A 14,259-nucleotide genomic window follows, 5' to 3' on the forward strand; every position below is an offset into this window, starting at 1 on the left:
CTTAGAACGAGAACCCTTGCTCGTTGCGGCGCAGGTCGGCTTCGACCATCATCCGGCACAACTCCTCCAACGAGGTCTTCGGCTCCCAGCCCAGCTCATCCCTGGCCTTCTGCGGATCGCCGATCAGCAACTCGACCTCGGCGGGACGGTAGAACTTCGGATTGACCTTGACCAGCACCTTGCCGCTCTTGGCATCCAACCCCTGCTCCTGTTCGCCCTGCCCTTCCCAGCGAAGCTGGATGTCCACCGCCTTGAAGGCCAGGGTGACGAAATCGCGCACGGTCTCGGTGCGGTTGGTGGCCAGCACATAGGTATCCGGCTTGTCGGCCTGAAGCATGCGCCACATGCCTTCCACATACTCCTTGGCGAAGCCCCAATCCCGCTTGGCATCCATGTTGCCCAGTTCGAGCACGTCCAGCTTGCCCAGCTTGATCTTGGCCACGCTGTCGGTGATCTTGCGCGTCACGAACTCGCGCCCACGCAGCGGCGATTCATGGTTGAACAGGATACCGCTGGTGCCGAAGATCCCGTAGGACTCGCGGTAGTTGATCGTCATCCAGTGAGCATACAGCTTGGCGACCCCATAGGGGCTGCGCGGATAGAACGGTGTGGCCTCGGTCTGGGGGATCTGCTGCACCTTGCCGAACATCTCGGAGGTCGACGCCTGGTAGAAGCGGATCTCGGGGTTGACGATGCGAATCGCCTCCAGCAGGTTCACCGGGCCCAGACCGGTGATCTCCGCAGTGGTCAGCGGCTGATCGAACGAAACACCGACAAAACTCTGCGCTGCCAGGTTGTACACCTCGGTGGCCTGTGTCTCTTGCAACAGACGAATGCTCGACGACAGGTCGGTTAGGTCATACTCCACCAGATGCAGGTTGGGATGATCTTGAATTCCCAACTCCTCGATGCGCCAGAAATTGACGGAGCTAGTGCGGCGGAAGGTGCCATAGACCGTATAACCCTTCTCCAACAACAGCTCGGCCAGATAAGCACCGTCTTGGCCAGTAATTCCCGTTACGATGGCTTTCATCATTATCCTATCGGTAGTCATTAAAGGTAAAGCGCACATTATGCCGAAACACCTGATGATTGAGTATCGGACTCACAACGCTTCTTTCAATGCTGCAGCTTTGTCCGTCTTCTCCCACGGGAAGGCGGTAAAGGTCTCGGTATGCTCCTGGCCGCTGATATCGGTCCAGTTGTAGCTGGCCTCGAAGGGCTCACGGCCAAAGTGACCATAGGCCGCGGTGAGCCGATACATCGGGTGAAGCAGGTCGAGCATGCGGGTAATAGCGAAGGGACGCAGGTCGAAGTGCTCGCGCACAAGCTCGATGATACGCGCCTCGTCCACCTTGCCGGTGCCAAAGGTGTTGATCGACACCGAGGTGGGCTCGGCCACACCGATGGCATAGGAGACCTGTATCTCACACTTGTCGGCGAGCCCTGCGGCGACCACGTTCTTGGCCACGTAGCGCCCGGCGTAGGCGGCACTGCGGTCGACCTTGGAGGGGTCCTTGCCGGAGAAGGCGCCGCCACCGTGGCGTGCCATGCCGCCGTAGGTGTCGACGATGATCTTGCGCCCGGTGAGGCCGCAGTCGCCCACCGGGCCGCCGATGACGAACTTACCGGTGGGGTTAATGTGAAACTTGGTCTGTTCGGTGAGCCACTCGGCGGGGATCACCTCCTCGATGATCTCGCGCTTGACCATCCGCCGCAGCTCCTCCTGGTCGATCTCCGGCGCATGCTGGGTCGACAGCACCACCGCCTCGACGCCGCAGGGCATGCCCGCCTCGTCGTAGCGGAAGGTGATCTGGCTCTTGGCGTCCGGGCGGAGCCACGGCAGCAGGCCGTGCTTGCGCAGCTCGGCCTGGCGCTCCACCAGGCGGTGGGCATAATGGATCGGCGCAGGCATGAACGACTCCGTCTCGTTCGTGGCGTAGCCGAACATCAGGCCCTGGTCACCCGCGCCCTGATCCTCCGGCTTGCTGCGATCCACCCCTTGGGCGATGTCCACGCTCTGCTTGCCGATCAAGTTGAGTACGCCGCAGGTCTCGCCGTCGAAACCGACCTCCGAGGAGGTGTAGCCGATGTCGATGATCACCCGACGCACCAGCTCTTCCAGGTCGATCCAGGCAGAGGTGCTGATTTCCCCGGCGACAATCGCCACGCCAGTCTTGACCAGCGTCTCGCAGGCCACACGAGCATGCTTGTCGCGGGCGATAATGGCGTCCAGCACCGCATCGGAAATCTGGTCGGCGATCTTGTCCGGATGCCCTTCGGACACGGATTCGGAAGTGAACAGGGAGTATTCGCTCATTAACATCCTCTTTTTACTATATGTTCTAATGATTAAAGCATCGAAATAATTTTGACGCCGAAGGCTCAATAGACTTTATTTATTTCATTCTCGTCGTTATCAACTGGGATGAGATGATAACCTTTAAGGGTAATCTGGTCCTCTTCACCAACAAAAACCCTCACCTCCAGATCTTGAACTTGCGTGCTAAGCTCAACATAGCCTTCAGCGATAATTCCGGAACCATTATCCCTTCCTGAAATATGGAATTTTGCGTACTCAACTTTTCCTTTACCGCTGACCACATCAACCCATGCTGCGTTATTCACTCTAACCTCTCCACGGAGCACAAGGTGGTATTTTCCAGGCTCAAAAGAAACATAAGGGCCAAAGTGGAGAAATCCCTCGTCTCCATCAGACACTATATTTCCATCACTCACCATCCCAACTTGCCTAGGTGTTGATGATGAAAAGTGAGGCTGACGCAAACAAACAGGTTCAGAGCATATGCTTCTTGCCACTATAGATTCCAACCGCCCACTCTTCAAAAGTGGAAGATATTCAGTTTTTAAACGGATGACAGCATAATATTCTTCCCTTTCAATTTCCACAAAGCCAGAATTCTCAAGTTCAGAAGCCACAGGAGAAAGCTGTTCACGATATTCAACAGGATAAGGCCAACGGTGGGCCGCCCATAACATATCAATGTAAGGCAGCACAACCACATCTGCCTCATTTCTAGCGAGCAGAAGCAAGACGTCTTCAACGAAGTTATCGTGAACTTGTCCCATAGGGAACCGCAGAAGAGTACGCGGCCAGCGCTGCCTTGCATGCGAAAGATTCTTATCACCACCAATATTATAAGATATTATGTCTAAACGTGAAGCAATGTAGTTAACAAGGAAGTCGTTTCGCCATGGCAAAAACACCACACGATCACCAGAATCAAGATCGTCCGCCATAACATCTACGAGTTGAGAGTCAATCTCCAAAAACATGGATCTGTTACGTACGTCTCTGACATGCTTATTAAACAAATCAGGGAGATTAAACACAATCACAACCCCAAGAAAACAAATGCTTATTATAACCAAATTTTTTTTCTGGCTCCGAGAAACCCCAAGCATAATCAAACCCCATGCACCAAATGCCCCTAAGCCCCCCCAGCGATAACTTGCCCTCATATTTCTAAAACCAGGAAGATTCTTTGAAAGAAGCTCTGAGCCTGTTGGCACAATAGCATACTCTTCATCCATCGTTGGTCCCAAACTGTAGTCTACAGGCTTTACAGAATTGAACTTTATTGATGGCCCCAAAGCCATGTAAAAGCCAAAAATAAAAATTAATATTAGCGGGCATTTAGCAAAATGTTTCTTAACGAATATAGCAGAGAAAATAGCACCAACTAGGACCGGCAAAGCGAAAGAGGTAGTCCATACCGATGCGTCACCAAAAAAAATATCCCCTGATCTTGGCTCACTCCACCCCAAAAAATCCGGTAGCCAATGGACACCCGCAGATGGGAACAAAAGGAACGTGACATCAACGCCCCAGCCACGAAAAAAATCAAGCGGAGCAGGATGAAATTGCGCCTTACCAATATATAAAGCATAACAGGCATATGCGATACCAAAACTAATTAAATGAATACATAGCCGACCCAAAATTCGCTGACGTGAGCTTGACTCGCTAATAAACACCCAGCCACCAATCAAGCTGGCACCACTCGCAAACATCATAAAACTGTATCCATCCATAAATATGGATAGTAGGCATACGGAAACGTAAGGGAAAAATATTTTGAATAATAACTGAAAATAAGTAGCATCAGACATAAGATCAATTCTAAACAGGGTAAAGGCAGCTAGAAAATATAGCGGAAGCAACGCAATCCCTGTAGATACCATAGAATAGCCAGAATGGTTCCACACCATTGGCATGGTTCCCCAGGCCAATGCACCTAAAATGGCAAGCAAGCGAGGCACATCAAACATGCGCCCTATCTTGTAGGCCGAAAAAAAAGCAACTGTTAACCACAGCACGACCATAGCCGAATAGGCATCTATCGCATTCATGCCCAATGTCATAAAAACTGCTATTGGCCATACCCCGGCCAATCCAAATGCAATAGCAGCAGGCTCAGGGGCGCCGAAGTTGTGTGCGTAAATAGTTAGAAGAGATTCGTTAAGAAAAGATTGTGAAAATCCCGCTGCCCAGACTGCTTGCCCCAAGGTAGGACTAGCAAAAAATGGCAAAGCACCATTGACGTGAAAAACAAACACCAAAGCCACAAGAAACATACAACGTACCAATGCTTCCTGTGAGTATCTAGCTGATCGATTCATTATTTTTTCCCATACTTAACAACCAACTTGCCGAAAAATAAAACAAATCACCTGCTATAGTTACAACTCGCCCCAAAAGCACTGCTAGTAGCAAATCGGTAGGGGCTATAACACTACCCAAGAAAAAAAGAAGCACAACTTCTCTAACTCCGATACCAGCTGGCGCACCAGGCGTAACGAGTCCAGCAAGCCATGCGATTACATAAGCGGCACACAATGCCGGAAAAGAGGGTAAAACAGTATAATCAGAAATGACAAGTGACAATACAAAAATAAAAATCACACCGGATATAGTTAGGAAAGCAACTTGCCAGACCAGAGCCATAGCTATATCACTAGAATACCATTGATATATCACAAAAATTAATGTGATGACTACCAGAGAAAACAATGCATAGGACATCAGGTATGACAAGTCAGACCATACCAGGGGCACCACTAGTGACCCAAAAATGGCGCCAGCTATCACGATTAGCCCTAGTTCCCACAGCGCAGATTTAGCAAGAGCGCGAGCCGGAAAACCTGCAGCCATGCCCAAAGCCTGGCGTCCGGCTAGATGAAAGATATTGCCGGGTACGTATTTGGCTAATTGAGATAGCCCATATGTTTGAATTGCCCACTTCACACTTGACATTACTTTATTAAAAAAAAGTAAATGCCACCAAGCTCGGGCCAATAGAATGTTGGCGACACCGTAAAACAGTGAAAGTAAAACAACTATAAGCCAATCGGCAACATGAAATCGAGAGAAATCGATCTGATCAGAGTATGTGTCAAATTTCAGTAGGACAAAGACAACTCCCAGCAGACCAACCCCACCGCCAAATAAATGAAGCAAACGCTTCATTTGAAAACTTTTAACCATTTCTTCACCGCTTGATTCGGCAAAGCATCATAGTCCATGGCAACGGTTTTTTTACCTCAACCACCTCAAAGTATCGACCGACAAAATCGATAATTCCCCTACTAGACCAATGCTGAATGTGGCCGGGCGTATTCCCCAGGCTACCGATATATTTTCCACGGGCAAGATTGAGTGCACGCCAAATTGGCTCACGAGGAACGCTAACTATTACATATTTATTAGCCACACGATGAAGGGCTTCAAGCCCTGATTTCGGATCTTCCAAGTGTTCTAGAACTTCGCAACACACAACAAGTTCAGCACTATCTTCATCATTATTAATTTCATAAATACTTCTTGTAGAAAACTTTTCTGTAGGCAGTCCGGCGCTCTTAGCATTTTCCTTAGCTAAACTAATAACTTTATCAGAAAAGTCACTACCACGCGCATCAATTCCCTGTTTATTCCAATCTATAACCCAGTAACCCTCACCACAACCCACCTCATGTATTGTTTTTGGCTCAACTTTCTCTACCAAGTCGGATAGGGAGGCAGAAAACCCCTTCATAATTCGTCGCACAATGGGATTTTGCATATTTATCGTATGAATTACCAACGACTATGCCATCTTCTTTCAACCCCCTCAGAAATCTTCATTTAGTGACCTCCCGCATATTATTTAAATTTTCTTTTCCGTATTTAACACTATCAGAATACTGGTCAGATTTTAACCCATATCTTATATCCTCTAACATCTTTCGATTTGCAGCCAACAAATCTGCCAGAAAAGCGACAAGAATAGTTTGAAATCCGGCCCCCAGCATAACACTAGCTAATATGAGAGACTGCACATGCCCATCACCTTGGCCGTTGAAATAGAACCAGAGGTAGCGTAATCCAATGAGAAAGCCGAAAACAAATAGGGTGGCACCAATAATGCCAAAAAAACGAAACGGGCGATAAACGACAAATATTCTAACGATCGTTACAATGGAGCGGCGAATATAAGCAGGAATACTCTTAAACAACCTAGACGGTCTAAGATCTTCATTGACCCGTACTGGTACGGATGTTATTGCCATATTTTTCTGTCCGGCTTGAATGATGGTTTCCAATGTATAGGTGTATTCGTTGAAAACCATCATCTGCTGAGCAGCTTTTCGAGACATGGCACGGAAGCCGCTGGGCGCATCGGGAATATCGGTTCGACTTGCAACACGCACGACCCAACTACCCAGCTTCTGCAAGATCTTTTTTACGGGAGAAAAATGCTCAATCGTCGCGATTGGTCTTGCTCCAACCACTAGGTCCGCTTCACCGTCAGTGATTGGCTTGGTCAGAGCAGGAATATCCTCTGCATTATACTGATTGTCAGCATCAGTGTTGACAATGACATCCGCTCCCAGGCGCAAACAGGCATCCAATCCGTTCATGAACCCTTTGGCCAGCCCCTCATTGCGAGTATGTCGCACAATATGATCGACGCCATTCTCTTGTGCAACTCTGATGGTCTCATCTTCGCTGCCATCATCAATAATGAGCCACTCAACCTTATCGAAGCCTGGAACCTCTCTTGGCAGTGCACCAAGTGCAATAGCAAGAGTTTCTTCTTCATTATAACAAGGTATTTGTATGATGAGCTTCAAACTAAATTCCTAATTTTTAAACTGCCGACTCGTCTCTGGAGTTAGCATTGATTGTTTTAGATCCGAGTAAAGCCTCCTTGAGCTGCTCAGCACTCTGCTTCCATGTGAGCCACGGCATCTTATCAGATTTAGCATGATTACCTGCTTTATAGAGTTCTAGCCATGCAGTGATTTCTTTGGCTAAACCGTGAGAGTCAACTGAGCTGAAATAGAAAGCATATTCTCCCGCCACCTCGCGAAATACCGGGATGTCACGAGCAATAATTGGTAATTTATACTGCGCTGCTTCTATAAGCGGCAGACCAAAACCTTCGCCTCTCGACGCGAATATCAAACAACTTGAGGCCTCATAGAGCTTCTCCAAGTACTCATCACTGACTCCCTCAAGCCAGAACAAGTACTTATCTCGTTGTGGATGTTTCCGCAACCGCTCAGCTAACGCATCTACCATCCACCCCTGCTTTCCGACGATTACAAGATTAATTCGGTGCCCTTGGGACCATAATACGTCAAAAGCATCTAACACTTGGTCTTGCCCCTTACGAGGCTCAACAGTACCCACCATCAAGAACGTATAAGACCTTTTGAGTTGTTCAATTACTTTTTCAGAATTGTCATCCAAGCCCTTGGAGGGAATAGAGCTCTTGATATCTGCCCCCAAATGAAACCATTTGATCGAAAATGGTCGCTGCCTATCGGTGATGTTTTCATTCATCCATCCGGATAGTTCATCGGCCACAGACTTTGAAATGCAGAAAGCTCCATCGTATAGTGATAGTACCCTCAACCAACGTTCATGACCCTCCTTGGAACCGACAGGGAAACTCTCTGGCAGCGTGATAGGAAGCAAATCATAAACAACAAAGAATATTTTCACCCCACGCTGACGCAATGCTAATAAATAATTTTCTTGTGCCTCTACCACATGATGCTGTAAATCAAGTCCCAAGAACACATCACCGACCTTGAATTCAATTGCATCATCTTCGTCATTTTGGCCATCGCGATTTAAAAAATGATTGATGAACTGAGTGGCGTAACGATAACCACAAGTGACTGTGTCGGCATATACAGGGCAAATACTGTATTCCGCCGGGGGGGTTCGCAACAACTCAGACAGCAAGCTACGTGTAACTCGCTGCACTCCCGTTCTTGCGTCTCTATTTACCAGCTCCGATATGTCGACAAATAGCTGCTTTTCTTTCTTGACTGGATGATTAATTGAAATTGCATAAGCTGTTCGTATCAGATCGCTATCAGTTGGTTTATCAGATCTTATTTCCTTTACTCTATTTTTCAAGGCTTCCACAACATCTGCAGTTGCAATCTTTCTTGTATCTTGGAGTTGCTGCACTACTCTTTCAAAGAAACGGATCGCTTGTTTGGCAGAGTAATCCCACGAAAACTCTTTGGCTCGCCTGATACCCCACCTGGACAACTCATCTCGAAACTCATGATTGCTGATCACTTCTTGAATTTTTTTGCTGATAGAAGTCTCATCATAAGGATCAAATAGCGCATCACTTCGACCAATCACTTCAGGAATGCTTGTTGCCCTAGACCCGATAACAGCCGCTCCACATGACATGGCTTCTAGAGCAGGTAGGCCAAACCCCTCATGCCAGCTAGGGAAGACAAACAAATCGCAAGTAGAGTAGAGAATTGAAAGGTCATGATCGGTCACATATCCAGTGAAGACCATATCATTTTTTGACAAACCACTTTTCTTTGCTGTCTCTTCAAGCAAAGAAATTTCTGTAGCAGGCATCTTGCCTGCCATTACCAGCTGATATTTCTTTTTTATCGGTACTGGTAGCTTTGCAAATGCTCGAATCAACCGATGCAGGTTCTTTCTTTCATCCGCTCCTCCAGAATACAAAATGAAGGAGCGTTCAATTTTATGCATCGACTGCAATTTCGCTTTCTCGTCGCCCTCTCGCATGGCTGCATGAAATACGGAGTCGCATGCTGTCGATATATTGACGATATTATCTCTATCCAAGGAAAGAAATTTTATACCTTCTTTAAGCGTTGCTTCTGAAATAGCCAGCCAGCCATCTGCCTGCCTCAACGATTCAATTTTTCTTGAATAAAAACCTTTATATGACTTGTCACGATCCAAATATTTCTCTGGATTTACGAATGGAATCAAGTCAAAAAGAGTCACAACCGTAGGAACACGAGTGTCCATTTTTTTTACGGATGTCACGGCATCATCAACATACCCTTCGATCAAGCTAGAAACATAAATCACATCAGGCTCTAGGCTTTCAATGAAGGCTTCACGGATATATTCTGCAGCTTCACGTCTCCATGCGTTGCCTGGCTCAATTTCTCTGCAGGGTACAACCGCATCCCATACACGGATATTATCTTGCGGTAACAACCCATCAAAGGATGCACGGATAGGCTCAATGGTATCTGGCAGCAATCCACTCAGCACAATTATAATGTCGTGTTCGCCACTGTTGCGCACGATGGCTTTTGCAAGTGAAAGGCTATAACGGCCGATTCCACGATAGCGGCTTTCTGTCTGCGCGCCCTGAAGATCAATGACAATACGCATCAGTGGCTTTCCTGCTGCTGACTTGAACTGGACTTAAATTCAAAATATAGTTGCTTTGCCCTTGGTGGGAGCTCTTCAAGACTATTGGGATTCAACAACCCACCATAGCAACCAGATGATACCCCCTTGGAAGTGTTTTTGATAAAACGTCTATAGATTGAGCGCAACACTGGATAAAAGCCTAAGCGATCCGCAACCACAATTATTTTATGTCTTACAATATCATTGGGGTCAAGACACTTCCTGACGACCGCCTTACATTTATACGAAATTTTGTCGCCTCCAACTTTTAGTCGAGCCTTTAATCCGTAATTTCGCAGGAGGCGTAACTGTTGTTGAAGCCAACGAAGCGGAGCAGTAATACGCCAAGAACGGCTAATAAGCAGTTCACTAACTTCTTCTTCAGCTTTTTCTGCTCTAGCCTCAGACTGTTTTAACTGAAAATTAATGTATTCATCATATTTGTTCGATAGTTTCTCTAAAGAGAATCCGTACTCTCGATCAAACAAAACACTCATTCGACTTAGCAGTTTTTCTTCACCATCTTTTTGTGCCACTACAGCATAATCAGGGCTTACTCCACTCAAGACATCATACAATCGTATTTGTTCTTTCTCAAAAAGAAATTCTGGTTCTTGGAGATACAATGTTTTTACACGCTGAAAACCCAAGTACTCAGAAATGAAAGATAGTAATTGGGCTGGGATTGGACGCTGGTGTGTAGGATCCAAATAAAAACGCGAAGTACCAACAACTATATTTTCCGAATTAGGTGTTTCTAAAATTAGTAGTCCACCCGGTTTAAGCACCCGAAAAGATTCTTTTAATAAGGACTGCAAATCATTAAAAGGGATATGTTCAATAACATGAAATGCAGAGATAATTGTTACGCTCTCATCATCCATATCGCTAATACAAGATAGCGCATCTGCTTTATTGACATGAAGCCCACACTCATGGCATGCCGCCAACATGTCTTCATCTAGGTCCACACCTTGCGCAACAACCCCGCTATCTCTCAATAATTCCAGCCACTCACCTCTTCCACACCCCAAGTCAAGCCCTGTTACATCAGGCACAGACTCTTTCAGAGCCTCTACAAATGGTAGATACACTTCGAGACGCGATTTAATCTCTTCCCTGTCGCCTCGAAACTTGTCCTCGAATGCCTTATAGAACCCTTTTCTTGTAACGTTCATACTTTTATCTCGGGCTCCATCCAGTTACAACCACTAAACTGCACTTTTCCATCATTTACAACATCGAAAACTAGAATCAAATCACGCCACTCATAATTTACACCCATATGATCATCCTGCGCATGCAAGGCTGTGACTATAGAGTAACCACCAACACCGAGATTAACTGGGAATGAAATCGTAAAAAGGTATTCCTCCCCTGATTTGGGATGATGTATAACCTTACCCATATGCCAAGTGTTGGTGCCATACATCATTTGTCCTAACCGGTCCTTGATCCCATACCCCAGCACCAGGCTGTCGATATCCTCGAACACCTTGACCTTGACCCTCAGCTCAACGGCTTCCCCCACCGCGACATGGTCCGTTTTGTCGCCCTTACTATTGTACAGGGCGACATCCTGGACTCTCGCCTCACCGGTGCCAGAGCTGGTTTGTACCTTGCCGTTATCCAGGCGCTTGACCTCGACGGTATTTTTCTCTTTCTCGGAAATGATGGCGTTGTAGTAATCAAAGACTTCTTCAGGATTGCTATCCTTGAGAATACTGCCTTGTTCGAGCAGGATGGCCCGATCGCACAGGCTCTGTATCGCGCTACGGTCGTGCGAGACGAGCATCAATGTGGTGCCTTGCTCTTGGAATTCACGAATACGGTTGAAGCTCTTGTGCTGGAAATAGCTATCCCCCACCGAAAGGGCTTCATCGACGATCAGGATTTCCGGTCGGTACGCCGTGGCCACGGCGAAGGCCACGCGCATCTGCATGCCACTTGAGTAGGTACGCACCGGCTGGTCAAAGTACTCGCCGATTTCGGCGAAGGCTTCGATATCCGGCATGGCGTCTTGTATCTGCGGGGTAGAGAAGCCCATCAGGCCGGCGGCATGGAAGACGTTTTCCCGCCCCGAGAGTTCCGGGTTGAACCCCATGCCCAGTTCGAGGATGGCGGCGATGCGGCCATTGACCTCGATACTTCCTTCGGTGGGTTGCAGGGTGCCGGTGATCATCTTGAGCAGGGTGCTCTTCCCTGCCCCGTTCTGGCCCACGATGCCGATGGCCTCGCCGGGCTGAATCTCGAAACTCAGGTGCCGCAGTACCCAATGCTCTTCATTGGGCTGACACGGAATTCCCAGCCAGCGCCCGAAGCGGTGCCACTCGGTCTTGTAGGTGCGATAGGCCTTGCCCAGGTTGTCTACGATCATCAGGCTCATAAGGCATCCACCAATTCGGCACTCGCGCGACGGAACAGGAACAGACCGAAGGCCAGGATCAGGAAGCCAACCGTCATGATGAGGATCACTTCCCCGAGGTGCGGCGCCTGGCCGTACACCAGCACGTCGTGGTAGCCGCGGATGATCGGGTAGATGGGGTTGAGTACCAGCAGCTGCTGCAAGCGTTCCGGAATGATATTCACCGGATAGACGATAGGCGTGAACCAGAACGCCACCTGCAACAGGATCGGCACCGCCTGGCCGATATCGCGAATGAAGACATTGAGAATGCCGAGCACCAGACCCACGCCGAGGGCCAGCGAAACCATCGCCAGGGTTAACACCGGCAACCACAATAACTGAACCGTCGGGAAGTGCCCCAGCACCGCGAACACGCCGAGGATCGCCAGCAGCAGCATCACGTTGTTGAGCAGCGCCGAGCCGACCACGATGGTGGGTAGGGTGATCTTGGGAAACTTCATCTTCTTCATCAGGTTGCCCTGCTCGATGAACAGGTTGAGGCAACGGTTGATGATCTCGGAGAACAGCATCCAGCCCAGAAAGCCTGCGGTCAGGTAGATCGCGTAGGCGTACTGGCTGTCGATGCCGGGAAGCTTGGCCGAGAGCACGGCAGAGAGGATCAATGCATAAATCAGCACCTGAGCCAGTGGCTGCAGGATCATCCAGAACCCGCCCAGCTTGCTTCGCGCGAAACGAGTGACGAACTCGTTCTTGATCGAACTGACTACGAAGCCGCGATAGGCCCACAGGCCCTTCAACATGTCAGACATTGCCACTCCTGCAACCGGGCTTCCAGTTCGGCAACCTTGGCGTTGACCAGATCGGCATCGCCCCGGCTTTCCACGTTCAGGCGCAATAGCGGCTCGGTATTGGAGCCACGGAGGTTGAACCGCCAGTCGTCGAATGCCAGGCTGATGCCGTCGGTGGTATCGAACTGCTGCGCCTGGCCCCGATAGTGCTGTTCGAAGCGCGCCAGGGTGTCCTGCACATCGTGGACACGGTAGTTGCGCTCGCCGCTGCACGGATAGGCGGCCATGCGCTGGTCGACCAGTTCGGCAAGCGTTTTCCCGGTACGCGACATCAGCGCAGTGACCAACAGCCACGGGATCATGCCACTGTCGCAGTAGGCAAAATCACGGAAGTAATGGTGGGCGCTCATCTCGCCGCCGTAGATCGCGTTTTCCTCGCGCATGCGCTCCTTGAGGAAGGCATGCCCGGTCTTCGATTGCACGGCGATTCCCTGGGCCTGCTTTACCTGATCGAGCGTATTCCAGGTCAGGCGCGGGTCATGGATGATCTTCTCGCCGGGGTTGTCGGCGAGCAGCATCTCTGCCAAGAGGCCAACCAGGTAGTAACCCTCGATGAATCGTCCGTTGGCATCGAAGAAGAAGCAGCGGTCGAAGTCGCCGTCCCAGGCGATGCCCAGATCGCAACCATGCTGCAGCAGCGCCTGACGGGTCTGCTCGCGATTCTCCGGTAGCAAGGGGTTGGGCACGCCGTTGGGGAAATGTCCATCGGGGGTTTCGTTGATCAATACCCACTCGAAGGGCAGCCGCTCGGCCAGTGCCCGGATCACCGGGCCGGCCGCGCCGTTGCCGGGGTCCGCGAGGACCTTCAGAGGCTTGAGTTCGGAGGGCGCCACATACTCGAGCAGCTTGGCCAGGTAGGCCGACTTGTCGAGGCGCTGCGTTATGCGGCCATGACTACCGGCCACATGGCCGAGATCCGCATTCTCGACGCGTACCTTGATCGCCTTCAAGCCGGTGTCGCCGCTGATCGGGCGAGATTCGGCACGCACCAGCTTCATGCCATTGTAGCCCTTGGGGTTATGGCTGGCGGTGACCATTACGCCGGCGTCGACCCGGTAGTGGCTGGTGGCGAAGTAGACTTCCTCGGTACCGCACAGGCCGATATCGATGACATCGGCCCCGGCAACGGTGATGCCGTCCATCAGTGCCTCGGCCAACCAGGGGCTTTCGAGGCGCATGTCGCCGCCCACCACCACATTCTTGGCATTCAGCTCGGCGACCAGGGCCCGCCCAATACGGTAAGCCAGGTCGGCGTTGAGCTGCTCGGGCACTTGGCCGCGAATATCGTAGGCCTTGAAGCACTGGGTCGTGATCGGTTTCAT

11 protein-coding genes are annotated in these 14,259 nt (G+C 49.7%); all 11 read right to left on the reverse strand.

Going from position 1 to position 14,259, the window contains the following annotated elements; translation table 11 throughout:
- Position 1: 1 nt before the first annotated feature.
- On the reverse strand, positions 2-1,036 hold the full coding sequence (gene gmd, locus HNO51_RS11455) for a GDP-mannose 4,6-dehydratase (RefSeq protein WP_209537470.1): 1,035 nt from the start codon (positions 1,034-1,036) through the stop codon (positions 2-4).
- A 69-nt stretch (positions 1,037-1,105) separates the two neighbouring features.
- Positions 1,106-2,320, reverse strand: a complete 1,215-nt coding sequence (gene metK, locus HNO51_RS11460) for a methionine adenosyltransferase (protein WP_209537471.1) — start codon at positions 2,318-2,320, stop codon at positions 1,106-1,108.
- 65 nt (positions 2,321-2,385) lie between these two features.
- Entirely contained in the window at positions 2,386-4,644 is a 2,259-nt protein-coding gene (locus tag HNO51_RS11465) for a hypothetical protein (RefSeq protein WP_209537472.1), read from the reverse strand.
- The gene (locus HNO51_RS11470) at positions 4,628-5,491 is read right to left on the reverse strand and encodes a hypothetical protein (RefSeq protein WP_209537473.1); all 864 of its coding nucleotides are present in this window, start codon (positions 5,489-5,491) and stop codon (positions 4,628-4,630) included. Before HNO51_RS11470 ends, HNO51_RS11465 begins: the two co-directional genes overlap by 17 nt.
- Positions 5,492-5,513: 22 nt before the next feature.
- Positions 5,514-6,083 (reverse strand): class I SAM-dependent methyltransferase, encoded by a 570-nt coding sequence (locus tag HNO51_RS11475; RefSeq protein ID WP_209537474.1) that lies wholly within the window; start codon positions 6,081-6,083, stop codon positions 5,514-5,516.
- 58 nt (positions 6,084-6,141) lie between these two features.
- Positions 6,142-7,134, reverse strand: a complete 993-nt coding sequence (locus HNO51_RS11480) for a glycosyltransferase family 2 protein (protein WP_209537475.1) — start codon at positions 7,132-7,134, stop codon at positions 6,142-6,144.
- 16 nt (positions 7,135-7,150) lie between these two features.
- A complete protein-coding gene (locus tag HNO51_RS11485; protein ID WP_209537476.1) occupies positions 7,151-9,700 on the reverse strand; it encodes a glycosyltransferase family 4 protein in 2,550 nt (849 codons plus the stop codon).
- A complete protein-coding gene (locus HNO51_RS11490; protein ID WP_209537477.1) occupies positions 9,700-10,899 on the reverse strand; it encodes a class I SAM-dependent methyltransferase in 1,200 nt (399 codons plus the stop codon). The genes HNO51_RS11485 and HNO51_RS11490 overlap by 1 nt, the downstream gene beginning before the upstream one ends.
- The gene (locus HNO51_RS11495; protein WP_209537478.1) at positions 10,896-12,107 is read right to left on the reverse strand and encodes an ABC transporter ATP-binding protein; all 1,212 of its coding nucleotides are present in this window, start codon (positions 12,105-12,107) and stop codon (positions 10,896-10,898) included. Before HNO51_RS11495 ends, HNO51_RS11490 begins: the two co-directional genes overlap by 4 nt.
- Positions 12,104-12,898, reverse strand: coding sequence for an ABC transporter permease (locus tag HNO51_RS11500; protein WP_209537479.1), 795 nt, complete (start codon positions 12,896-12,898; stop codon positions 12,104-12,106). The genes HNO51_RS11495 and HNO51_RS11500 overlap by 4 nt, the downstream gene beginning before the upstream one ends.
- Complete coding sequence (locus tag HNO51_RS11505) at positions 12,883-14,259, reverse strand: phosphohexomutase domain-containing protein (protein WP_209537480.1); 1,377 nt, start codon at positions 14,257-14,259, stop codon at positions 12,883-12,885. Before HNO51_RS11505 ends, HNO51_RS11500 begins: the two co-directional genes overlap by 16 nt.

The sequence above is a fragment of the Billgrantia sulfidoxydans genome, from assembly GCF_017868775.1.
Taxonomy (GTDB): domain Bacteria; phylum Pseudomonadota; class Gammaproteobacteria; order Pseudomonadales; family Halomonadaceae; genus Halomonas; species Halomonas sulfidoxydans.

Excerpts from the sequence above, each read along its gene's own strand:
- gmd (WP_209537470.1), bottom strand. The coding sequence starts at position 1,036 with ATGATGAAAGCCATCGTAACGGGAATTACTGGCCAAGACGGTGCTTAT.
- metK (WP_209537471.1), bottom strand. The coding sequence starts at position 2,320 with ATGAGCGAATACTCCCTGTTCACTTCCGAATCCGTGTCCGAAGGGCAT.
- HNO51_RS11465 (WP_209537472.1), bottom strand. The coding sequence starts at position 4,644 with ATGAATCGATCAGCTAGATACTCACAGGAAGCATTGGTACGTTGTATG.
- HNO51_RS11470 (WP_209537473.1), bottom strand. The coding sequence starts at position 5,491 with ATGAAGCGTTTGCTTCATTTATTTGGCGGTGGGGTTGGTCTGCTGGGA.
- HNO51_RS11475 (WP_209537474.1), bottom strand. The coding sequence starts at position 6,083 with ATGCAAAATCCCATTGTGCGACGAATTATGAAGGGGTTTTCTGCCTCC.
- HNO51_RS11485 (WP_209537476.1), bottom strand. The coding sequence starts at position 9,700 with ATGCGTATTGTCATTGATCTTCAGGGCGCGCAGACAGAAAGCCGCTAT.
- HNO51_RS11490 (WP_209537477.1), bottom strand. The coding sequence starts at position 10,899 with ATGAACGTTACAAGAAAAGGGTTCTATAAGGCATTCGAGGACAAGTTT.
- HNO51_RS11495 (WP_209537478.1), bottom strand. The coding sequence starts at position 12,107 with ATGAGCCTGATGATCGTAGACAACCTGGGCAAGGCCTATCGCACCTAC.
- HNO51_RS11500 (WP_209537479.1), bottom strand. The coding sequence starts at position 12,898 with ATGTCTGACATGTTGAAGGGCCTGTGGGCCTATCGCGGCTTCGTAGTC.
- HNO51_RS11505 (WP_209537480.1), bottom strand. The coding sequence starts at position 14,259 with ATGAAACCGATCACGACCCAGTGCTTCAAGGCCTACGATATTCGCGGC.